21 protein-coding genes are annotated in these 23,041 nt (G+C 50.0%); 18 read left to right on the forward strand and 3 right to left on the reverse strand.

Annotation, left to right across the window (positions count from 1 at the left end; translation table 11 throughout):
• Positions 1–2 precede the first annotated feature (2 nt).
• Genes thiE through thiH form a run of 5 tightly spaced genes read left to right on the forward strand, consistent with a single transcriptional unit; the run spans position 3 to position 4,296 of the window.
• Positions 3–1,460 carry a thiamine phosphate synthase gene (gene thiE / locus BFC18_RS12560; protein ID WP_070125899.1) on the forward strand — a complete coding sequence of 486 codons (1,458 nt, stop codon included), beginning with the start codon at positions 3–5 and terminating at the stop codon, positions 1,458–1,460.
• Positions 1,453–2,226 carry a HesA/MoeB/ThiF family protein gene (locus tag BFC18_RS12565; RefSeq protein ID WP_070125900.1) on the forward strand — a complete coding sequence of 258 codons (774 nt, stop codon included), beginning with the start codon at positions 1,453–1,455 and terminating at the stop codon, positions 2,224–2,226. Before thiE ends, BFC18_RS12565 begins: the two co-directional genes overlap by 8 nt.
• Positions 2,210–2,410: a sulfur carrier protein ThiS gene (thiS, locus tag BFC18_RS12570; RefSeq protein WP_070125901.1), complete on the forward strand. Its 201-nt coding sequence runs from the start codon at positions 2,210–2,212 to the stop codon at positions 2,408–2,410. The genes BFC18_RS12565 and thiS overlap by 17 nt, the downstream gene beginning before the upstream one ends.
• A gap of 3 nt (positions 2,411–2,413) precedes the next feature.
• On the forward strand, positions 2,414–3,184 hold the full coding sequence (locus tag BFC18_RS12575; RefSeq protein ID WP_070125902.1) for a thiazole synthase: 771 nt from the start codon (positions 2,414–2,416) through the stop codon (positions 3,182–3,184).
• A complete protein-coding gene (gene thiH / locus BFC18_RS12580) occupies positions 3,181–4,296 on the forward strand; it encodes a 2-iminoacetate synthase ThiH (RefSeq protein ID WP_070125903.1) in 1,116 nt (371 codons plus the stop codon). The genes BFC18_RS12575 and thiH overlap by 4 nt, the downstream gene beginning before the upstream one ends.
• A 59-nt stretch (positions 4,297–4,355) precedes the next feature.
• Here the strand turns inward: thiH and BFC18_RS12585 are convergent, their stop codons facing one another.
• A complete protein-coding gene (locus tag BFC18_RS12585) occupies positions 4,356–5,600 on the reverse strand; it encodes a DUF4861 family protein (RefSeq protein ID WP_070125904.1) in 1,245 nt (414 codons plus the stop codon).
• A 197-nt stretch (positions 5,601–5,797) separates the two neighbouring features.
• Here BFC18_RS12585 and kduD point away from each other — a divergent pair, with 197 nt between their 5' ends.
• From kduD to BFC18_RS12645, 12 genes are all read left to right on the forward strand, one after another.
• Entirely contained in the window at positions 5,798–6,559 is a 762-nt protein-coding gene (gene kduD / locus BFC18_RS12590; RefSeq protein ID WP_070125905.1) for a 2-dehydro-3-deoxy-D-gluconate 5-dehydrogenase KduD, read from the forward strand.
• A 19-nt stretch (positions 6,560–6,578) separates the two neighbouring features.
• On the forward strand, positions 6,579–7,424 hold the full coding sequence (kduI, locus tag BFC18_RS12595; RefSeq protein WP_070125906.1) for a 5-dehydro-4-deoxy-D-glucuronate isomerase: 846 nt from the start codon (positions 6,579–6,581) through the stop codon (positions 7,422–7,424).
• 15 nt (positions 7,425–7,439) lie between these two features.
• On the forward strand, positions 7,440–8,426 hold the full coding sequence (locus BFC18_RS12600; RefSeq protein WP_070125907.1) for a TRAP transporter substrate-binding protein: 987 nt from the start codon (positions 7,440–7,442) through the stop codon (positions 8,424–8,426).
• 3 nt (positions 8,427–8,429) lie between these two features.
• A complete protein-coding gene (locus BFC18_RS12605) occupies positions 8,430–8,918 on the forward strand; it encodes a TRAP transporter small permease (protein ID WP_070125908.1) in 489 nt (162 codons plus the stop codon).
• Complete coding sequence (locus BFC18_RS12610) at positions 8,918–10,213, forward strand: TRAP transporter large permease (protein ID WP_070125909.1); 1,296 nt, start codon at positions 8,918–8,920, stop codon at positions 10,211–10,213. Before BFC18_RS12605 ends, BFC18_RS12610 begins: the two co-directional genes overlap by 1 nt.
• Before the next feature lie 126 nt (positions 10,214–10,339).
• Positions 10,340–11,362: a LacI family DNA-binding transcriptional regulator gene (locus tag BFC18_RS12615; RefSeq protein WP_070125910.1), complete on the forward strand. Its 1,023-nt coding sequence runs from the start codon at positions 10,340–10,342 to the stop codon at positions 11,360–11,362.
• A gap of 131 nt (positions 11,363–11,493) precedes the next feature.
• Positions 11,494–12,981: a UxaA family hydrolase gene (locus BFC18_RS12620; protein ID WP_070125911.1), complete on the forward strand. Its 1,488-nt coding sequence runs from the start codon at positions 11,494–11,496 to the stop codon at positions 12,979–12,981.
• 14 nt (positions 12,982–12,995) lie between these two features.
• Entirely contained in the window at positions 12,996–14,411 is a 1,416-nt protein-coding gene (gene uxaC, locus BFC18_RS12625; RefSeq protein WP_070125912.1) for a glucuronate isomerase, read from the forward strand.
• A 4-nt stretch (positions 14,412–14,415) separates the two neighbouring features.
• Positions 14,416–15,876, forward strand: coding sequence for a mannitol dehydrogenase family protein (locus BFC18_RS12630; RefSeq protein ID WP_070125913.1), 1,461 nt, complete (start codon positions 14,416–14,418; stop codon positions 15,874–15,876).
• The gene (gene eda / locus BFC18_RS12635) at positions 15,876–16,514 is read left to right on the forward strand and encodes a bifunctional 4-hydroxy-2-oxoglutarate aldolase/2-dehydro-3-deoxy-phosphogluconate aldolase (RefSeq protein WP_070125914.1); all 639 of its coding nucleotides are present in this window, start codon (positions 15,876–15,878) and stop codon (positions 16,512–16,514) included. Before BFC18_RS12630 ends, eda begins: the two co-directional genes overlap by 1 nt.
• On the forward strand, positions 16,511–17,428 hold the full coding sequence (locus BFC18_RS12640) for a sugar kinase (RefSeq protein ID WP_070125915.1): 918 nt from the start codon (positions 16,511–16,513) through the stop codon (positions 17,426–17,428). Before eda ends, BFC18_RS12640 begins: the two co-directional genes overlap by 4 nt.
• 95 nt (positions 17,429–17,523) lie before the next feature.
• The gene (locus BFC18_RS12645; RefSeq protein ID WP_070125916.1) at positions 17,524–17,733 is read left to right on the forward strand and encodes an AbrB/MazE/SpoVT family DNA-binding domain-containing protein; all 210 of its coding nucleotides are present in this window, start codon (positions 17,524–17,526) and stop codon (positions 17,731–17,733) included.
• A gap of 59 nt (positions 17,734–17,792) precedes the next feature.
• Here the strand turns inward: BFC18_RS12645 and BFC18_RS12650 are convergent, their stop codons facing one another.
• Together BFC18_RS12650 and BFC18_RS12655 are read right to left on the reverse strand one after the other, a co-directional pair.
• Positions 17,793–18,548, reverse strand: a complete 756-nt coding sequence (locus tag BFC18_RS12650) for a rhamnogalacturonan acetylesterase (RefSeq protein ID WP_070125917.1) — start codon at positions 18,546–18,548, stop codon at positions 17,793–17,795.
• A 63-nt stretch (positions 18,549–18,611) separates the two neighbouring features.
• Positions 18,612–21,383 (reverse strand): TonB-dependent receptor, encoded by a 2,772-nt coding sequence (locus tag BFC18_RS12655; RefSeq protein ID WP_070125918.1) that lies wholly within the window; start codon positions 21,381–21,383, stop codon positions 18,612–18,614.
• A 454-nt stretch (positions 21,384–21,837) separates the two neighbouring features.
• Here BFC18_RS12655 and BFC18_RS12660 point away from each other — a divergent pair, with 454 nt between their 5' ends.
• Positions 21,838–23,037 (forward strand): glycoside hydrolase family 88/105 protein, encoded by a 1,200-nt coding sequence (locus tag BFC18_RS12660; protein ID WP_070125919.1) that lies wholly within the window; start codon positions 21,838–21,840, stop codon positions 23,035–23,037.
• Positions 23,038–23,041: the final 4 nt, after the last annotated feature.

Consider the following 23,041-nt stretch of genomic DNA (forward strand, 5'->3'; position numbering starts at 1 on the left):
CTATGAACCCTGTAGTGCTTACTATTGGCGGCACCGATAGCAGTGGTGGCGCCGGACTGCATCAGGATATGCGAAGCATGCAATGTTTCAACGTGGTTCAGCGCAGTGTGGTTTCTCTAATTTCTGCGCAAACCCAAACCAAACTACTGCATTGCGAAGCAGTGTCTGATGACATGTTTATCGCGCAACTTGATGCGGCATTCTGCCCCGAACCACCCGATGCCATTAAATTGGGGGCACTGGCGAACGATACGCAGGTTTATCAGCTAGTCGCTTTACTAAACCAACACCCCGATATTCCTGTGGTGTGGGACCCTGTGCTATCAACCTCTGCAGGCGGGAGTCTGAGCCAACTCTCATTCGACGGGATTGCCACTTTGATAAGTCGCGTGACAGTACTAACACCTAATCTGCCTGAACTGGAATACCTCACCGGATTTGCACTGCGAAGCGACAGTGATGAACTTGAAGCCGCTCACCAATTACTGACGCTGGACTGCAAGCATGTTCTGGTAACCGGAGGCCATCGCAACCAGGCTTCGCCCTTATGCGATAAACTCTACAATCAGGAAAACACCTGGCAATTTCTTCCTCACAGCAAAGCCGCTCGCACTTTACGCGGCTCAGGCTGCTTACTTGCGTCCGCTATCGCCAGTGCGCTGGCGTTACACTATGATGCAGAAGATGCAATTTGCTACGCCGAAGCGGTGGTAGCCAGCGGTTTCAGCGTCGCGACGCCGGTGAACGATGACATTTGTCACTTAATTCAAAGTCCCCCGACGCCGCGGTCAGTGCATTTTCCTCAAGTGATTAAAGGCCTGGGGCGTAAACCCTCTGCACTGAAATTTCCGCCTCTGCGCATGACAAACCCCGGGCTCTATCCTGTGGTAGACAGCGTGGAATGGCTGAGGCAACTATTGCCTCTGGGCTTTGACATTATTCAACTACGCATTAAAAGCGTGTCTGATGGCCTGAGTGAACAAATTCGCGACGCTATTCAACTGGCGGAAACCTTTAGTACTCAGCTTTTCATTAACGATCATTGGCAACTTGCCATCGAGTACAATGCCTATGGCGTACATTTAGGGCAGGACGATCTCGAAACGGCAGACTTAGCCGCCATCGCCAAGGCAGGGTTGCGACTTGGTATCTCTACGCATGGCTATGCCGAGTTATGCCGGGTGTTGCCGTTAAAGCCCTCTTACATTGCACTCGGCCACATTTTTCCAACCCGAACCAAGGCTATGCCTTCACAACCCCAAGGTACACAACGCCTGGCTGACTATCAGAGACTCTGTGGAGAAATTCCAACCGTGGCCATTGGTGGCATTGCTCTTCACAACATCGACAGTGTTGTTGCTACCGGCGTTTCTTCCGTTGCCGTGGTTACCGCCATCACCGAGAGTGCTGACGTACCCCAGGCGGTAGAAGCACTGAAAGGGAGAATTGCACATGCTTAATGCATCAGAATATTCCCGATACAGTCGTCATTTGTTGCTTGATGACTTTGACGAACACGCTCAGCGTCGTTTGAACAACGCCAAAGTTACCCTGTTTGGTGTGGGCGGACTGGGATGCCAGGTAGCATCGGCACTGGCGGCTGCCGGTGTGGGGGAGATGGTACTGATAGATGACGATACCATCGAGATAAGCAACCTGCCCCGACAGTGGTTATTTACGGAAAAAGATATCGGGCAGAAAAAGGCAGAAGTTGCCCGCACCCGCCTGTTGGCAATGCAATCAGCCTGCACTTTTCATTGCATCACCAACTTTAACGATATCGCCGCCCGCGATGCGCACCTGACAACATCACCACTGATCATCGACTGCACCGACTCGTTCACCAGCCGATTGGCAATCAATGCGCTCGCCGTCACCCACAGCGTACCGTTGATCAGCGCAGCAGCGAGTGGCTTTATCGCCACTGCAACCGCTTTTAATCCAGAGATTTCCGGCCCCTGCTATGCATGCCCAGAATACAACAGTGAGCAGTCACTTACATGCTTCGAGCAAGGCATATTCAGTCCGGTAGTTGCCATTGCCGGTCAACTTCAGGCCATGATGGCATTGTCGTACCTAAGCGGCATTCGCAATCCCGAATGGGGTTCGCTTCATCACTTTAATGGTCAGAACTTGCTAATGCGGCAGTTCAACATTCAGAAGAATCCGGATTGCCCAACGTGTTCCAAAATCCACAGGAGTGAAGACCATGCGCATTCACTGTAACGATGAACAGCTTGAGGTACCAGAGGATTGCTCACTGGTCAGTATCATCCAACGATTCAACGAGCAGGAAGGCGCGTTGGCTGTGGCCGTGAATCAAACAATTATTCCCACATCCCGCTGGCAGCTTCAAACATTAGAGGAAGGTGATGTGGTCGATATATTTACTTTAGTTGCGGGGGGTTAGAGCATGCTCAGCATTGCAGAACAGTCATTCTCATCACGATTACTTACTGGTACCGGTAAATTTGGTCACCCGGACATTCTCAAAGCGGCGCTGGTTGCAAGCCGTACCAGTATGGTTACTCTGGCCTTGAAGCGATTAAACCGTCAGCACCAGCAAGACAGCACATTGCAGGTGTTAAGAACGCTTCCCGTTACCCTGCTGCCAAATACTTCAGGCGCCGCTACAGCAGACGAAGCCGTTTATGCCGCGAAACTCGCCAGAGAGCTGCTTGGCACACCTTGGGTAAAACTGGAAATTCATCCCGACCAGCGCTTTTTGCTTCCCGACCCGGTAGAAACGCTACGTGCCGCAGAACAGCTGTGTGAAGCCGGCTTTCACGTACTGCCGTATTGTCATGCCGATCCGGTTTTATGCAAACGCCTTGAAGAAGTGGGCTGCGCCGCGATAATGCCGCTGGGAGCACCTATTGGCACCAATCAGGGTTTGCAAACCCGGGATTTCCTGCAAATCATCATTGAACAATCGAACGTGCCGGTTATCGTGGATGCCGGTATTGGCCGCCCCAGTCAGGCTTGCGAGGCGATGGAAATGGGCGCAGATGCGGTGTTGGTGAACACGGCAATCGCAACATCCAACGATCCTGTCGCTACTGCATCGGCTTTTGCTAAAGCCGTAGAGGCAGGCAGAGAGAGTTTTCTGGCCGGCGCCCCTTTAGCGCAACGAAACGCGTCGGCAACGAGCCCGTTCACCCAGTTTCTGGAGACCTTGTCGTGAAGTCGGCAGATGCACTAAGGCAATACGACTGGGATGATGTTTCGCTAACACTCTATGCTAAGACGCAACGCGATGTGCAGTCTGCTCTGCGCCACCCGGCTCCTGGATGGCAAGAGTTTCTAGCACTCATTTCACCTGCAGCCGAAGCCAGCTTGCCAAGCATGGCAGAAAAAGCCAATGCACTCACTCGCCAACGGTTTGGTCATACCGTGTCGATGTTTGTGCCCCTTTACCTTTCTAATTTGTGCGCGAATGAGTGTACTTACTGTGGTTTCACCATGAGTAATAAAATTCGCCGGGTGAAGCTAAGTCCACAGCAGATTAAAGACGAGATCCGGGCCATAAAAACCATGGGTTTCGACTCGTTGCTACTAGTTACCGGCGAACATGAAACCAAAGCCGGTATGGCCTATTTCAATGAAGTGCTACCGCTAATCAGGCCACATTTTTCTCACCTTGCGATGGAAGTACAACCCCTCAGTACCGATGATTATCGCAAGCTGGTGAAGCTCGGCGTAGACAGCGTGCTGGTATATCAGGAAACCTATCATCGAGCCCATTACGGGCAGTACCATTTACGTGGTCAGAAGCAGGATTTTGATTGGCGGCTAGAAACGCCCGACCGCCTCGGCGAAGCAGGAATGAATAAAATAGGACTGGGCGCATTGCTCGGCTTATCCGACTGGCGAACGGACAGTGCATTGACGGCAATGCACCTTTATCTGCTGCAAAAAGCGTACTGGAAAACCCGGTTTTCAATCGCTTTCCCTCGCATTAAACCCTGCGCCGGTGATCAGTTTTCGCCCGTAAGCGACATCACCGATAAGCAACTTGTTCAACTTATCTGCGCTTACCGGATTTGCTTTCCTGAAGTGGAATTAAGTTTATCAACAAGAGAGAGTGCGACGTTTCGCAATAGTGTGGTGCCGCTGGCAATTAACCAGCTATCTGCCGCATCGCAAACCCAACCTGGAGGCTACAGTGAGAAAAGTGATGCGCTGGAGCAATTTTCTACCGAGGATACACGCTCGGCTAACGATGTAGCCGCCAGCCTTTTAGCTCAGGGCATTGAGCCAGTCTGGACCGACTGGCTGCAACAATTCGGAAGATAAAATAAAGCGGGTGCAAAGTATCGCACCCGTTTTATTTTAAAGCATGTACGATAACGAAATTAGCCGGCTGTCACTGGACTTGCCAACGCTTTCAGCTTCGTTTTCAGTAACGCAACGAACCCAGCTTCATCTTTCGGGCTGTCAGGGTGCGAAGGCCATACCGCCATGAATTGGTAAGACATTTCGGTAGCAGGTTTAAACTCGATAAGATAATCGTGCTCAGCTTCAAACTTGCGGCTAATGTCATCAACTTTATAAAACAGCGCCATGCCCAATTCGTCGTCCTCGCCTAGCAGGCTTTGTTTACCGTATGTAGCAATCACGCCGTAGCCGTTCATTTCAAGTTCAACGTAGTTCACGCCAGCATGCTTCACGACTCCCGTCACCAGGTTATCTACTGGCTCAGATAAGTTCACCGTCAATAACGTTGAGGGATCGCCCGCGTTAATCGCGTAATGTGCCGTGGCATCAACAGTTTTACCCGCGACTTCCCAACCATCGTAATTTACGGTGAAACCGGCAGACAGCTTGTTATCGTTATCCAGTTTCCACGACATTTCAGCCACGTTTTGCATATGCATGACATTGTCGCCGTCCATACGACCGAACGAACCTAACCCCAGCGCTTTACCCACTTTCAAAACGTCAACGCCCCACTCGCTCAGCTCATGGTAGTTGTCGTAACCGTCCTGACCCACCTGATGCAATACGGGCTCATTACCGGTTTTCACAAAGATATCTGTACCGTTGCGCCAATCCAGATACAAGCGATAGCCAACTAAGTCATTCTCCCAACCTGGACCTTCGTAACGTAAGTAGTACGAATGATCAGTGAGTTGCTGCGGCGCGGTAAAAGACTCCACATTCTCGAAACTAAATCCTTCCGCTTCATATTTACTGCCGTTCCATTCACCGCCGTTTCGTACAGATAGTTCTGCATAAGCAACATCCGGTGCCTCAGGTGCATTGTCCACCAGTGCAATAGGGGCTATCTCACCGGGTTCCAGTGTGACTAAAACGTTAAGAACATCCTCACCCTGCGCGTTTTTTACCCACTCAGAAGGAAAGTCAGCGACTTTTTTTGTCACCGCGTCGGCATCAGAAAAATCGCTAGCAGGAAAAGAAAGCAACTGTGGCAATGCAGCACCACCTTGTGGATTCGAGACCGATAAAGATGCAACCTCAGATTGCTCAGAAGTCTTTACTTGCGGGCTCTGTGAAGCAGTTTCCGCACTTTTATCCGGGCTGCAGGCGGCAGCAGAAAGGGCCAGTAAAATACTCAGCGATAGTGTCTTTTTGTTCATCTTGCGCTCCGTGTAGGGGTCAGTAAGTCAGCAAATACTTTGCACTAATATATTGACAATTGCCACCGGTGGCAATTATTTTAAATATTGTTAACATTGTAAACCCGGTGTGCTAATAATGGTTTGAGCGGACATAAGTGCTCGTCAGCTGTTTACAACACCGGCCAAATTCGACGCTTAATTAGAAAGGAAAAGTCATGCCCAACTTCAGTCTGAAGGGAAAACGCGCACTGGTTACCGGCGCAAGCCGAGGAATTGGTCAAGCGATGGCGGTCGCTCTGGCAGAAGCCGGTGCAGATGTAATCTGCGCCAGTTCCCGTGAAGGTGGTTGTGAAGAAACCATCAACATCATCAAAACGAAAACTGACGTTATGGTAGCCGAACTTCACGCGGATTTATCCGATCTCGGTGCGGTAGAGAAACTGGCAGACGATGCACTGAGCGTGTGGCGGGGTATCGACATTCTGGTGAACAACGGTGGCACGATTTTCCGCAGCCCAGCGGTAGACTTTCCATTGGAGCAATGGCAGCACGTTTTGCGGGTAAACACCGATTCAGCATTCCTGCTCAGTCAGAAAATCGGTAAGCAAATGATTGAGCAAGGTAGCGGTAAAATTATCAACACCGCATCGATGCTCAGCTATAGCGGCGGCATCACCGTTCCCGCCTACACCGCCAGCAAACACGCTATCGCCGGACTCACCAAAGCACTGGCGAACGAATGGGGTAAATCCAACATTCAGGTGAATGCCATTGCACCTGGCTACATTCGTACCGACAACACCCAAGCCCTGCAAGACGACGAAGGTCGCAGCAAAGAAATTATTGCCCGTATCCCGGCAGGTCGCTGGGGAGAAACCGAAGACCTCAAAGGCGCACTGGTATTTCTTGCCAGCGAAGCCAGCAACTATGTGAACGGCCATGTACTGGCTGTTGATGGCGGCTTTTTAGCCCGATAACTGAAAAGAGACAGGCACCATGAGCACCGAACACGAAATTCGTTACGCTGTAGGACAGCGAGAAGTTAAAGGCTACGACACGCAAGAATTGCGTGATGCATTCCTGGCAGACAAACTGATGCAGGAAGGCAAGATCTATTGGATATACAGCCACTATGAGCGTTTCATGGTGGGTAGCGCCGTACCCACCAATACACCACTGAAGCTGGAAACCCTCGACGACCAGTTGAAAATGGACTTCTTCACCGCCCGCCGCGAAGTGGGTGTCATTAACGTAGGCGGCACCGGCACTATCACTGTGGGTGATACCGTCTACGAATTAGCGCGCGAAGAAGCCCTGTACATCGGTATGGGTAATGAGCACGTTGAATTTGCATCAAACGATGCCAGCCAACCTGCCAAGTTTTATCTGAATTCCGCACCTGCACACCACGCTTACCCATGTAAGAAAGTAGGTAAAGACGACGCTAACGTGCTTGAACTGGGCAGCCCGGAAACCTGCAACGAACGCAAAATCAATCAGCTTTTGATCAATACCGTGGTTGATACCTGTCAATTGCAAATGGGCCTCACCCGTTTGGCGCCAGGTAGCGTGTGGAACACCATGCCCGCCCACCAGCACGACCGTCGTAACGAAGTCTATTTCTACTTCGACATTGCTGAAGGTCAGGCGGTGAGTCACTTCATGGGCGAGCCTAAAGAAACCCGTCATATCTTCGTTGCCAACGAACAAGCGGTGCTGTCTCCCCCCTGGTCGATTCATTGTGGCTGTGGCACAGCAAACTACGCGTTCATTTGGGGCATGGCCGGTGAAAACCTGGACTATGACGATATGGACAAATTTCCGCCTAATGAGCTCAGATAAGAAGTCGAGGTGAGTATGTTGCGCCTTAAGGTTACACCGCTGTTCCTTGTTGCCACTCTGGTAACCCTGCTTTTTGGATGCGGTAGTAAACAAACCAGCGATGTGACCATTTTACGTTTAGGTCATACGCTGGACACCCAGCACTCGGTACACAAAGCCATGGTGTATTTTGGTGAACGCCTGAGTGAATATTCTGGCGGCACTATGCAGGTTGCGATTTATCCTGGCAGCCAACTTGGTACCGAACGTGAAATGATCGAGCTGCTGCAAATCGGTTCATTAGACATGACGAAAGTGTCTGCCAGCCCACTGGAAGGTTTTGCGCCTGAAATGCAGATTTTCAGTTTGCCCTACGTGTTCCGCGACAGCGACCACTTCTGGAAAGTACTGAACAGCGACGTAGGAAAAGGCCTGCTGTCAGGTATTGAAGCGTTCAAGCTGAAAGGCCTGGGTTATTACGATGCCGGTAGCCGCAGCTTCTACACTACCGATCGCCCTATTCACTCACCTGCCGATCTTCAAGGCATGAAAATTCGCGTGCTTAACAGCCCTACCGCCGTAAAAACAGTGCGCGCGCTAGGCGGAGCTGCCACGCCAGTTTCCTGGGGCGAGCTATACACCGCACTGCAACAAGGTGTGGTAGATGGCGCTGAAAATAATCCCCCAAGCTATTACCTGTCACGTCATTACGAAATTGCGCGCTACTACTCGCTGGACGAACATACTTCGGTACCTGACGTTATGCTGATGTCGCTTCGTACATTTAACAATTTTACCGCCCAGCAACAGCAATGGGTGCAACAAGCCATGGCCGATTCGGTGGTATACCAACGCAAGCTGTGGCAGGAATCTACGTTGGAATCACTGGAGAAAGTGAAGGCCGATGGCGTTGAAGTGATTTATCCAGACAAACAACCTTTCGTCGACGCCGTAAAGCCGTTCCATGACAGCTTTAAAGGTACCGATGTGGGTAACTTGCTCGAACAAATTAAGGCGATGTAAGTCATGCGACAGTTAGTGAAGTTAATCGACAAAACGCTGGCCGCAGCGCTTATTCTGGCCATGGCCGCCATTCTGCTGGTTGTGGTATGGCAGGTAATTTCCCGCTACCTGCTGCAAGATCCGGCCTCTGTTACCGAAGAATTATCCCGGTTTCTGCTTATCTGGATCGGTATTCTGGGTTCCGCTTATGCCTATCGCCAAAAAGTACATTTAGGCTTCAACCTCATCGTCAACAAACAATCTGAGACCGTGCGCCGCTTAATCATGACATTTGTTGAACTGCTCGTGGTCGCATTCTGCGTAATGGTTTTGATCATTGGCGGCAATGCACTAGTGAGCCTGACCCTGGAGCTGGACCAAATATCTGCGGCTCTTGGCGTACGTATGGGCTGGATATACACCGTGCTGCCTATTTCAGGCGCCATTATGGTGTTCTACGCCCTCATCAATATTTATAACCTCTGGATAGACGCATCGCAGGAGCCGCTGTAATGGAATTAACTGCAATCATTCTTATCGTCGGTTTCTTCTTTTTCCTGCTCATCAATGTGCCCGTGTCGATGAGTATTGGCCTGGCAACATTGGTTGCTATGCTGTTCAGCATTGAATTTGAACCGGCGGTTACCACCATGGCTCAACGTATGGCCGGTGGTCTCGACAGCTTCGCCCTGCTCGCCATTCCCTTCTTTGTATTATCCGGTCTGATCATGGGTCAGGGTGGTATTGCTAAGCGACTCATCGAATGCGCCATGGCGCTTATCGGTGCCCTGCCCGGTGGTCTGGCATTGGTTAACGTGGTGTCATGTATGCTGTTCGGCGCTATTTCCGGTTCAGCCGTGGCGGCATGCTCTGCTATTGGTAGTTTTATGCTGCCAGAAATGAAAAAGAAGGGTTATGACCCTAATTTCTCTGCCGCTGTTACTGCCGCGGCTGCTACCACAGGCATGCTCATTCCGCCCAGTAACATTCTGATTGTCTATGCCATTGCCAGCGGTGGCGTTTCTATCGCCGCCCTGTTCATGGCGGGTTACGTGCCCGGTATTATGGTAGGACTCGCATTGATGTTGGTGTGCTACATCTGGGCCAAAATAAAAGGCTACCCACTGTCAGATCGACTGCCGCTCAAAATTGTCGTCGAGAAACTCTTCGCCGCCGTGCCAAGCTTGTTCCTGATTGTATTGGTTATCGGTGGTATTGTAGGTGGAGTTTTCACTGCAACAGAAGCCGGTGCTATTGCAGTGGTCTATTCATTGTTGCTTTCCGTAGGGATCTACAAAGAAGTAAAAGTAAAAGAACTGCCAAATATTCTGCTTAAATCTGCAGAAACCACCGCCATTGTCATGCTGCTAATTGCCGCTTCTACCGCTATGTCGTGGTTACTGTCTTTCGAGAATATTCCGCAAACGCTAAGTCAGGCGTTATTGGAACTTAGCGACAATCCAATTGTTATTCTGCTACTGATTAACTTATTGTTGATTGTTGTGGGCGCGTTCCTCGACATGACACCAGCAGTACTTATTTTTACGCCGATATTCCTGCCAGTGGCCATGCAATTGGGTATGTCGCCGCTGCAGTTTGGCATTATGATAGTACTTAACTTATCTATCGGTTTATGTTCACCACCGGTAGGGGCGGTACTGTTCATTACCTGTGCAATCGCAAAAACCAAGTTGGAAAATATTATCAAGCCACTGTTACCACTTTACGCTGCCATGTTTGTGGTGTTAATGCTGGTAACCTACGTTGCCTGGTTCTCCGAGGCTCTGCCTGCAGCCCTTGGTTTTTAAGGAAAATCGAAGCCCTGCCACTGGTAGGGCTTGCTGTTTTAAGACTATAAACAACAACTAATAAAGGCTAGAATGCAGTCGAACAAAAAACGAGTTAGCCTGAACTAAAAATAATAAGTGAAAAGCATGGATAAACGTCCGACTATCAATGATGTCGCCCGCCTTTCAGGGGTATCAAAACGAACCGTTTCGCGGGTAATAAATGGCGCCACGAATGTGGGTGCAAATACGCGTGAAAAAATTCAGAAAGTCATTGATGAGTTAGGCTTTTCTCCAGACAAACAGGCTCGCGGGCTCGCCGCAAGTCGCTCTTATCTTCTGGGTTTGATTTACGACAACCCCGATGCCCTGTTCATCGACCAGGTTCAGCGCGGTGTGCTGAGTGTCTGTTCTGAAAAGGGTTATGAACTGGTTGTTCACCCCTGCAATTACAACTCTTCTACGTTTGTCGAGAACTGCGTAAAGTTTGTAAAGCGCTCTAATATCGACGGCGTCGCCATTTTACCTCCTGTTTCAGAATCGAAAGAATTGGCAGCCGCATTACGTGAAAACAATATCAATTATGTGCGTATGGCTTCGGTTGATTTAGACGACCACGCCAACATCGTGGTTTCTGATGACCGTGCTGCTATCAGCGATCTCGCCCGTTATCTGGTGTCTCTCGGCCATCGCGATATTGCCATCATTAGTGGTCCGCAGGCCTATTACTCTTCATTAGAACGTTTAGAAGGTTTCCGCGATACGCTAAAAGAGTTAGGCATCGAACTGCCGCCCAACCGGATTATCGAAGGTAAAAATACGTACGAGAGTGGCATCGAATGTGCCCGCAACTTGTTGATCCAGTCGTCTCGCCCTGCAGTCATATTTGCGAATAACGATGAAATGGCAGCGGGCGTACTGAAAGTCGCCCATGAGATGGGCATTCGCATTCCCGAAGAGCTGTCTATCGCCGGATTCGATGACAACTTACTGGCCTCAAGAGTCATTCCTTCGCTTACAACGGTAAAGCGCCCGGTGACTGCCATGGCATCGCTGGCAGCGAAGAAAATTATCGCCATGATTGAGCATGTGCCCACCAATGAGATGGAAGACTATTTGGTGAAACCACACCTCATCATTCGCGAATCAACCCGAAAAGCAGAAAAGTAGCGGAATTTATCTGATGAAGATTGATTCCGCTACTTTTCTGACCTACAATGCCACCGGTGGCAGCAATGTTAAGAAAACGTTCCCAACCCGTTTCTCATTGCCGATGCCGTTCACATTGAGGAGTTTATAGTATGCAAGACCAAACCCAGCTGATTCAGGTTCACCCGCAAGACAACGTTGCTGTTGCGACAATGGATTTAGACGCGGGCACCCATAACGAAAATCTGGGACTGACTCTGGCGGATGCGGTTCCGGCGGGTCATAAGGTTGCGCTAAAGGCTATGCATGCCGGTGACAATATCATGAAGTATGGCTTCCCCATTGGCCACCTTCTGCAAGATGTCGCTGCCGGCGCCCACATTCATAGCCACAATCTAAAAACAAACCTCAGTGGACAGGAAGCTTACACCTGGAAAACACCGGCGAAAAATGCCACCGGGAGCAAGCCATCAAATGCCACCTTTATGGGCTACCGCCGCGAGAATGGCAAAGTAGGTATTCGTAATGAGATTTGGATCATCAATACTGTCGGCTGTGTCAATCGCACCGCTGAACGTATTGCCTCTGAATGTGAGCGCCGATTTACCAATGAATGCGATGGTTTCCGCGCATTCACGCATCCCTTCGGCTGCTCGCAGTTAGGCGATGATCTTACCGATACCCGTGCGATTCTTGCGGCGCTGGCTTCCCATCCTAATGCAGGCGCAGTATTGATTGTGGGCTTAGGCTGCGAAAACAACCAGCTCTCTGCCATGCTCGAATTGGTTGATAAACCACAAGACCGTCTTCGCTACTTTAACTCCCAACAAGTGGGAGATGAAATTGAGGAAGGGATTAAATTGGTTTACGAAATGCTTAATACCGTGGGCAGAGATAAACGCGAACCTGTGCCAGTGTCAGAATTAGTGCTAGGCGTGAAATGTGGTGGCAGCGATGCGTTCAGCGGAATCACCGCAAACCCGCTGGTTGGCCGCATGACCGATATCCTCACCAATGTAGGCGGTACCGTACTGCAAACGGAAACACCGGAGATGTTCGGTGCCGAACAACTGCTCATGGATCGCGCCATCAGCGAACCGGTGTTCGAAGACATCGTGTCACTGGTAAACGAATTCAAGCAATACTTCCTCGACCACAACCAGCCGGTTTATGAGAATCCGTCTCCGGGCAACAAAGCGGGCGGCTTAACCACCCTGGAAGAAAAATCCTTAGGTGCGGTGCAAAAAGGTGGTCAGGCAACGGTTTGTGGCGTACTCAAGTACGGCGAGCCGGTAAATCAAAAAGGTTTGTCATTGTTACAGGCGCCGGGTAACGACGCCGTTAGTAGCACCGCCCTGGCCGCCAGCGGCGCACACATTGTTTTATTCACCACCGGGCGCGGTACACCGCTCGGGTTCCCTGTACCCACACTAAAAATATCGTCAAATTCCAGAATAGCAGAACAAAAACCACACTGGATTGACTTCAACGCGGGACAAGTGCTGCAAGGCGTCAGTATCGACGACTGCGCAGCACAGCTGTACCAACTTTGTCTCAGTACAGCGTCAGGTCATCTGACTTGTAATGAGAAAAATGGCAGTCACGAGATTGCCATTTGGAAACGAGGCGTAACCCTTTAATAAAAGAGAATGTTATGAAACCGATTTTACTACATGAAGACAGGCTGTTCCCCGTAGATGAAAAGACTCGGGGAATTGCCCGCGAGCTTTATCAGTCGGTCCGCGATTTGCCTATTATCAGCCCACATGGACACACTGACCCGCGGTGGTTTGCCTACGATGAAAACTTCGGGAATGCTACCGAATTGTTTATTCTTCCCGACCACTACGTATTTCGTATGCTGTATTCTCAGGGTATTACCCTTGAGCAGTTAGGCATTCGTCGCTGGGACGGCGGTGAATCAGAAGCTGACCCGCGCAAGATCTGGCAGTTGTTTGCTGATCACTACTATCTGTTCCCTGGCACACCGTCTCGTATGTGGCTCGACACCGTATTTAAGAATGTGTTTGGCCTAAGCGACATGCTGTGTTCCGATAACGCCATGGATTACTACGAGTTCATCACTGCCGAACTGGCGAAGCCGGAGTACAAACCTCGCGCGTTGATGGACCGTTTCAACATCGAACTCATCGCCACCACCGAAGGCGCACTGGATTCTCTGACTCACCACGGCCACATTAAAGATACCGGTTGGGATAAACGCGTTATTACCACTTTCCGTCCTGACGACGTGGTGGATGCATCCCGTGAGGACTTCGTAACTAACGTGGCGAAACTGGGTGAAATCACCGGTGAAGACACCACCAGCTGGAATGGCTATCTGGCAGCGTTACGTCAGCGTCGTCAGTTCTTCCGCGAACATGGTGCAACGGCTACTGATCACGGTCACCCGACTGCCGCCACCGCAGATTTATCTGTCGCGGAATGTGAAAGCCTGTTCAGCAAAGTGCTGTCAGGCGACTCCTCTGCCGCCGAACAGGAACTGTTCCGCGCACAAATGCTCACCGAACTGGCGGGCATGAGTGTGGAAGACGGTATGGTAATGCAAATTCATCCGGGATCTTTCCGCAACCACAACGAAAGCTTGTTCAAGAAATTCGGCCGCGATAAAGGTCACGATATTCCCATGCAGACCGACTACGTGAATGCGCTGAAGCCACTACTGAACAAATACGGTAACGAGAAAAACCTCAATATCATTCTGTTTACGTTGGATGAAACCGTGTACGCCCGCGAACTGGCGCCTCTTGCAGGTCACTATCCGTGTCTGAAGCTGGGTCCGGCATGGTGGTTCCACGACAGCCCGGAAGGCATGCTGCGTTTCCGCCATAACGTGACAGAAACCGCTGGTTTCTACAATACCGTTGGTTTTAACGACGATACCCGTGCATTCCTGTCTATTCCGGCCCGTCACGATGTGGCACGCCGTATTGACTGTCGTTTCCTCGCGCAACTGGTGGTTGAACACCGTGTAGCCGACTGGGAAGCGGCTGAGCTGGCACAGCAACTGTCTTACAATTTGGCGAAAAACGCCTACAACCTGGGGTAACGGAATGGCTCGTCTTAATTTTGCCACGCTGGCCGATTTACCGGCTGACGTTAAGCAACCACAGTACGATGTGAACGCCACCACCAGCGGCATTGTACATATTGGCCCGGGCGCGTTTCACCGCGCCCACCAAGCGGTGTACACCGATTTAGCCATGGCCCACGGCGGCAACTGGCGCATCGACGGTGTGTCTATGCGCAGCAAAACGCTGAAAGAAAAGCTGGCTGAACAGGATAACCTGTACGCGCTGGTCGTACTGGACAACGAGCCTTACACCCAAATCATCGGCTCCGTGAATCATGTGTTTGTGCTTGCCGACGACCGCGATGCGATTATGGCATCGCTGACTGCCCCGACCACGCATATTATTTCCACTACGATTACCGAGAAAGGCTACTGCCTGGATAATCAGGGCAATCTGGATGCGTCTCACCCCGACATCGTTCACGACAAAGATTTCCCTGAAGAGCCTGTTTCCGCCATCGGGCTGATTGTAGCAGCACTGGCGAAACGCAAAGCGACCGGTACCGATGAAGTTACCGTGATCAGCTGCGACAATTTGTCGGACAATGGCAGCAAGCTTGGCGCCGCGGTAGTCGCGTTTGCCGAACTACAAGACAGCGAATTGGCTGCGTGGATTAAAGCGAATATCTGTTTCCCGAATACCATGGTAGACAGTATCACCCCGGCGACTGACGAAGCGTTGGTTAGCCAGACGTCTGCGGCTTTAGGCGTTACCGATGAATGGCCAATCCAACGCGAAGCGTTTACTCAATGGGTTGTGGAAGACAAATTCAGCGGCCCTCGTCCAGCATGGGAAAAGGTGGGCGTAACGTTCACTGACGACGTTCACATGTTCGAAAAAGCCAAGTTACGTGTGCTAAACGGTACTCACTCTACGTTAGCTTACGTGGGTTCACTGCTCAACATCGACACCGTATTCGAAGCCATCAGCAAACCGGAAATCGAAGCGTTTATCCGCCGTTTACTGACAGAAGAAATTCTGCCGACCATTGAGGTGGGCGACAAAATGGATTTACCGGCCTACGCCGATGATATTCTGAATCGCTACCACAACCGCCATATTCGCCACATGCTGTCGCAGATTGCGTGGGATGGTTCACAGAAACTGCCTTTCCGTATTCTGAACACCGTACGCGACCAGATAAAGACCGGCGGCAGCATCAAACAGCTAAGCGTGCCAATTGCAGCCTGGATTTTGTTTATTGCCAAGCGTCAGCAGGCCGGTGAAACCATTACCGATCCCAAAGCGGAGCAACTGTTCTCATTGGCGAAAGCCCATGCCGGTGATGTTACGGCCCTCACCAATGCTGTGCTTGACCTTCACGACGTATTCGCCGAACTGACAGACAATCAGGATTTCCGCCAGGCAGTGCATGTTCAAGTGAGCAAATTAGAAACCATCAGCGTTGAAAACATGGCGCAACAATTAGGAGAATTGTAATGAAAGGAATTCAGTCAGTTGTTAAAGGCACACCCATTCTTCCTATCTTACAAGCCGACACCGTAGATGAAGCATTGGATATCGCCCGTGCCGTTCAAGCCAGTGGCTTGAAAAACCTGGAAGTTGTACGTCGCACTGATGCCGCTGCCGACTGCGTTGCGGCTATTCGTGAGTCTTTACCCGATATGGTAGTAGGTATGGGTACAGTACTTACGCCGGAGCACGCGAAAGAAGCAGTCGATGCGGGCAGTCAGTTTTTAGTTACGCCAACATTAAGCCCCCGCTTACTCGACGGACTAATGAGTTCTGGCGTTCCGTTTATTCCCGGCACCAGCAATCCGGCCGATATCCTTATGGCCAGCGAATACGGTTTGAAAGAGCTCAAGTTCTTTCCGGCTCACCTGAGCGGCGGCGCTCCCATGCTGAAAGCACTCAGCAGTATTTTTAAGGATATAAAATTCTGTCCTACCGGTGGGGTGTCTGGCGACAACGTAGGTGATTACCTGAAACTGAACAATGTGTTTGCTGTTGGCGGTTCGTGGATGATCCCTTCCAGCGATGTGAAAAGCGGAAACTGGCACAGTATTACGCAGAAATGTGAACAGGCTATTGCCGCATTTAAAGAGTATCGCCCATGAGCAAAATCGTCATTTTTGGCGAGTGCATGGTAGAACTGGTTAACCGGGACGCGGATACGCTATCTAAAGGTTATGCCGGTGACACTTACAACACCGCCGTTTATCTGAAACGCTGCGCTCACGATATTTCCGTGAGCTATCTCACTGCCATCGGCGCAGACTTTCTCAGTGACGAGTTGCTGTTCAAGATGGGTGAAGAAGAAATCAATACAGACCAGGTTTACCGAAGTAACGACCGCAACCTGGGTCTGTATATGGTGCGCACCGACAAGCATGGCGAACGTACTTTTGCCTATTGGCGCGCAAACTCTGCCGCAACCCAAACCATGAATCTGTTCAATGGCAGCCTGAATAATGCCGACGTATTCTACTTCAGCGGTATTTCACTGGCGATTCTGGATGACGCCCAGCGCTTAAAACTGTTCGACCTGGTTGATAGCGTACGCGCGGCCGGCGGCAAAGTGGTCTTTGACCCCAATTACCGCCCTCGCTTATGGAAAGACCAACAAGAAGCACAGACCTGGATCGACAAAGCCTACGGTCATGCAGACATTGCCTTTCCTGGCGGCGATGATCATCTCGCGCTTTATGGTCACACCGATGTAGACGCCATTCATGCCCACGTAGCCGCATTAGGTGTGGCAGAGATCATCGTGAAAAACGGTGCAGTAGGCGTGCACATTTATCAGGGTAAAACCCATTGTATCGTTCCCGTAGAAAGGGTTGAACAGGTTGTAGATACCACCGCAGCCGGTGATGCCTTTAATGGCGGGTATTTGTCAGCGCGCTTATCTGGTAAAGATGTGACTGACTCTGCCAGCTTCGGTGCCAAAGTGGCCGCAACAGTAATCAGCTATCCCGGCGCCATCGTCGAAAAAGAAGCTTTCTTTAAGCATATTGCAGCGCTCTCCTGATTGGGGGGCGTTGATTTTATTTCTACCCGCCTTCCTTGACTTCCCCACACTGTCTACTACTTTTTCCTATATACACATCACCACCCGAGCGGGACATGGATAAATCAGCGTTATATAAAGTGGGCGACAATCAATTTGTGCGCTTACCAAAAGGATTCAGATTCGAGGCTGTTCTTGATTTAGATATCAAGGTTGAGGGTAGCGAGGTCACCATTAATCCGGTGACACAGTCGTGGATGAGCCTGAGTGATGTAGAGAAAGGTGAAGCCGACTTCATCGTGAACCAGGATATGATTGCACAATAAAGTCGCCCTCGTTGCTATTCAAAGCACTGCAGTCGGGGAACGCGTTCGGGTCTGCCGGATTACAGCGTTTCCCGGTATACATATTTAGCCAGCGGATGCGCTTTCGCTTTTAAATCCTTAATGAAAAATTGCGCCACCCATGCAGCCCCCAGGGTATTCAAATGGGTGTCGTCACTTTTACCATCCGGATAGCGGGTGTAAATGCCCGGCGGAATACGTAAGAAAAATTTCACCGTCTCTTCATCGCCCGCTTCCTGCAAATAATTACAGGTAAATTTGTTCATATCAAAGAAGGTAACATTTTCTTCTTTGGCCACTTCCCGCGCTGCATTCACATAATCGGTCATGGTGTAGCGCACATCGCCATTTTCTTCAAAATAGCGACGGCAGATAGAGCTGGCAATCATGGGTGTAGCGCCTTTGTCACGCACATCCTTGATGTAGCGATGCAAATACGCAGGGTAGTCTTTTTCTGCAGATGCATAGCGAGCCGGATCTTCTTTTTTCTGATCGTTGTGACCAAACTGAATAAGCACATAGTCGCCCTCTTTCATCTCGGACAATGCCTTGCCCCAGCGGCCTTCATCGATAAAACGTTTGGTGCTACGGCCGTTGGCTGCATGGTTCAGAATTTCCAGCTCCTGTGACATATAGCCTGGTAAGGCCATTCCCCAGCCACGTTCAGGGTAATACAGGTTTGGCTTGATCGACATGGTGGAATCGCCGATTAGGTGCAAGGTGGTACGGGTAGGATCTTGTGCACTGGCCGCAAACGACGTAGCGGCGATTAGCAGGGAAAGCATTAGTTTTTTCATTGCGAATCCTTTGTTATAAAAAAAGGCCATCATCGCTGATGGCCTAAGACACACTACACTCTGTTACATTCTGTAGCTCACACCCAGGAAGAACTGGCGACCTGTGGCCTGACTGTTGATGATGCGCATTGCATTAGCATCGATGTACTCATCAATGGTTTCATCCGTTAAGTTAATTCCTTCCAGCGTAAATTTCAGGTTCTCTGAGTATTTATAGCTGGTAGAGAAATCGACAAACGTGCTGGCATCCATGATGCGCCATTTGCGTTCATCACTGCTGCTCAGGTTGGTATAGAACTCACCACGGTACGCGGCAGAAATACGTGCACTGAATACATCGTCTTCCCAATACAGCGTGAAGTTCGCAGACTCATCAGACTGACCAGTCAACGGACCTACACGGGTAGGATAAACATTGCCATTTTCGTCTTCTTCAGTCTGGTATACCACTTCTGAATCGACGAGGGTAAGGTTAGCCAAAATACCGAATTTTCTTACCCAGTCAGGACCAGGCAGGAAAGTTAATGGCTGCTGGTATTGAATTTCGAAGCCATCCAGGTCGCCGCCTAATCCGTTTGTAGTACTACGAATCTCAAATTCCTGATCGATAAGATCATCTACCTGAGCACCGAGTAAAGAATTTGGCAGACCGATATCAGTCCAAACCATTTGTTCAGTGCTGCTTGTTGGGAATGACTCAATGTCTTTCTTAAAGTATGCCAGAGACAACAGAGCACCTTCGTCGAAATAATATTCGATAGCTAAATCCGAAGCGTCAGCGCGGAACGGTTTAATGTAAGGATTACCGTAGGATACGCGGTAGTCGCCGAAAATAGAGACATCGCCGCCCGGGTTGAGCGTACCAAGATTAGGACGAGACATAACTTTCGCCCAGCTAGCACGAAGTATTAACTCGTCAGTCATTTCCAACGCAAGGTTTACAGAAGGAAGGGTGTCGGAGTAATCATGTTCAATGGTTCGCTCTTCGGTTCCACCTACAATACCTGTACTGGAAAGATCGGTCTTCACATGGCGCACACCGGCGTTACCGCGCAGAATTTTCTCTCCAACTTCGGTGTTGAAATCTGCCTGAACGTAATAGCCCAGACTTTCTTCAGTTACAGAACGGGTATCGCCCGGACGGACATTGTAAGGCCAGCAACCACTATCAAGAAACTCGCTAACCCGGTCGGCATTGGCCATGAAGAAGCTTTGTCCGCCGAATGACACAACGTCACCACCATTCTCAGTAACGACATTAGAAACACCACAGGCATTGCCATCTACAATACCATCGGCTTCATCACGGCTTTCGAATGGTGCGTCAGCTCTAAGACCTTCAATTTCATAACCATATTCGCGCCAGGTAACACCACCGCTCACAGTAATTTCGTCTGTCAGAATATAATCCACATCGCCACGTGCTGTATCCGTGGTAGATTCCGCATCATAAATACGATCACGAAATTCAGATACTTCCCAGTTCGCCGGATTTGCGGTGTCGAAGCTGTAACCAATTGTCGGGTTCAGCATGTCGGAAAAATCGTAAGAAACGGCAGAACTCGACTCTGCGTAATCAAGCATCTTTCGATTATCGTTGTCGCTAAAGTGTTCATAGATGATCGTCGTTTCACGGTTGTCCAGAACCGATTTCGAAGAACCTGCAAGGAAAGATACTTTCAAATCATCATTGAAATGATGATCTACGTTGACACTAAACTGGGTAAATTCAGATTCCCAGTCTGCCTGGTAAAATTCTGAACGCACATCCACATCGGCAATGGTGGCAGCATACATCGTGTTGTTGCCGTCAATCTGGTAAGCCGTAACGTCAGACTGTTGTACACCGGTAGAACCAGTACGAGCCAGTGAAATAGCTTCCATAAATGGTTCATCACGATGCGCCTCGATATTGGCATACAACGCGTCGAAAGAAATCACGGTGTTGTCAGACGGGGCAAACTGAATAGCCGCAGTTAGACCCAAACGATCCTGATCGTGGGTTTTGTCTGCATAACGTGGAAAACGAGGGTGCCATGCGCTGCTCACCGCAGCCACATCCGCATCACTGGTACAAGCTGAACATGCACCGAAGGTATCGTCTTCCCAGCGGCCTGTATCTGAACCTACGTTATTCACGTTGCGGTTAGAAAAAGATGCGGAGAACAATACGCCGAAGTTATCATCTTCATTGGTCCAGGAACCGAGTGCAGACATACGCGGCGTGGTTTCTTCGGATTGATCGTTATATGACGCCTGACCGTTCACGGCAAAGACATTATCTTGGAAATCAAAAGGGCGTCCGGTGCGCAGAGATACAGTAGCGCCTAAAGAACCCTCATCGAGTTCAGCTGATGTCGTTTTATAAACGCTTAACTGGTTAAACAACTCAGAGGCAAATACGTTAAAGTCGAAACCACGGCTGGTACGTACACCGCCGGTTCCGGCAGAGAGTGACTGGGCCTGCATACCGTTCAGCTGAACACGGGTAAAAGTAGAGTTCAGACCACGCACGGTAATTTCACGACCTTCACCGGCTTCACGGGTAACCGCAACACCGGGTATGCGCTGCAGGGCTTCTGCAAGGTTTTGGTCAGGAAAGTCGGCGATGTCTTCAGCAAGAATAGTATCAACCGAGCCGGCAGAAGACTGTTTCAACGACAGGGCTTTCGATAAGCTATCTGCATAGCTGCTGGCACGAACTGAAATGACTTCGATATCGTCGGTAGCAGTGTTAGATGTAGTTTCCTGTGCTTGTACGGCCATAGATGTAATACAAGCTGCTGTAACTGCTAAGCTGAGTGGCGCTTTTTTGAAACCTTTGGCAAAGTTCATGAGTGTTCCTCACGGATAATTCTTCGTTACTATCTCACTACACCTTAGTGTGTAGCCCTAATCCTCTCAGCCACTTTGGTTGGCATTTATATCGCCACCGGTGGCTTTTATTGTTCCTGCAAAGCCGTGTTAGATACAGAGGTCTGCTTTACAATTGTTTTACATGCTAGATCCAATTGCTACCGGTGGCAATAGTTTTTATTGAAAAAATGTAAACACCGTCACAATTTATACTAAAGTTTGATAAATGAGTTGATTTTAATCAATTTTATTCAACCGCGGTAGTATTTCCCATTATTAACTAATCCGCTGCAGCGTGCGTTCCTAAAGGCTTTAAGGCTTTTTTGTTATTTTATTCTGCGTAAATATAACAACTTGACAACATCTAACCCCTGACGCATTATGCTACCGGTAGCACATGAAGTATTTAATTTGTTAATTTTGGAGAGTTCCAATGCGTAAGTTCTTTAGTTCCGTATTGCTCGCGGCGGCCACCCTAAGCGCGCCAGTTTCAGCCCTCGCTGCCGATAGCGCAGCCTACCTGGACAATACTCAACCCTGGTCTGTGCGCATGGCCGAATCGGAAATGGTACGATTCCCCGAAGCATGGATGATTGATTGGGATGAAAAACCTCAATGGGACTACGTGCACGGTCTAAACCTGCTGGCATTTTCCAAACTCTACGAACAATCTGGCGAGCAAAAATACCTCGACTACATCAAGGCTTACTACGACCGCTTTGTAAACGAAGACGGCACCATCAACACCTACGTACGCAGCAAGTTCAACATTGATATGGTGAACCCGGGTAAAGTGCTGTTTTTCCTGTACGACCAGACCGGTGATGAAAAATACAAGCTGGCTGCCGACACCCTGCGCGACCAGCTCAATGACCACCCGCGCACCAGCGAAGGCGGTTTCTGGCATAAAGAACGCTACCCGTCACAAATGTGGCTGGACGGCCTGTACATGGGCGCGCCGTTCTATGCTGAATACATCATGCGCTATGGCGACCCGAAAGAGCTCGACGATGTGTACAAGCAGTTCGAACTGATTGAAAAGCACCTGTACGCAGAGAAAACCGGCCTGCCCCGTCACGGCTGGGACGAATCCCGGGATCAGAAATGGGCAGACAATGACACCGGCCTGTCACCAAACCACTGGTCACGTGCGCTGGGCTGGTACGCCATGGCCATTGTAGACGTGCTGGAAGTAGTGCCTACGCAAAGCGAAAAACGCGAGTGGCTGGTATCACGCTTTAAGAACTTCGTTGATCACGCGGTGAAATATCAGGATGAAACCGGTGCCTGGTATCAGGTTACTGATTTGGGCGACAAAGAAGGTAACTACCTGGAAGGTTCCGGTACCGCCATGCTCACCTACGCTATCGCCAAAGGTGTTAACATGAATGTGTTGCCGAAGGACTATATCACCTACGCGAATAAGGGTTTTGCGGGCATGGAAGATCAGATGATTTCTGTAGACCCGGCGAACAACGTGATCAGCCTGGAACAAATCTGTGCGGTGGCCGGTCTTGGCGGCAAACCTTATCGTGATGGCTCATACGAGTACTACCTGAGCGAGCCAATCCGCGCTAACGATGCAAAAGGCGTGGGTCCGTTTATTCTTGCCGCCCTTGAACTGAACAAGTAAGGGC

The organism is Alteromonas confluentis, from assembly GCF_001757105.1.
GTDB classification, from domain to species: Bacteria; Pseudomonadota; Gammaproteobacteria; order Enterobacterales; family Alteromonadaceae; genus Alteromonas; species Alteromonas confluentis.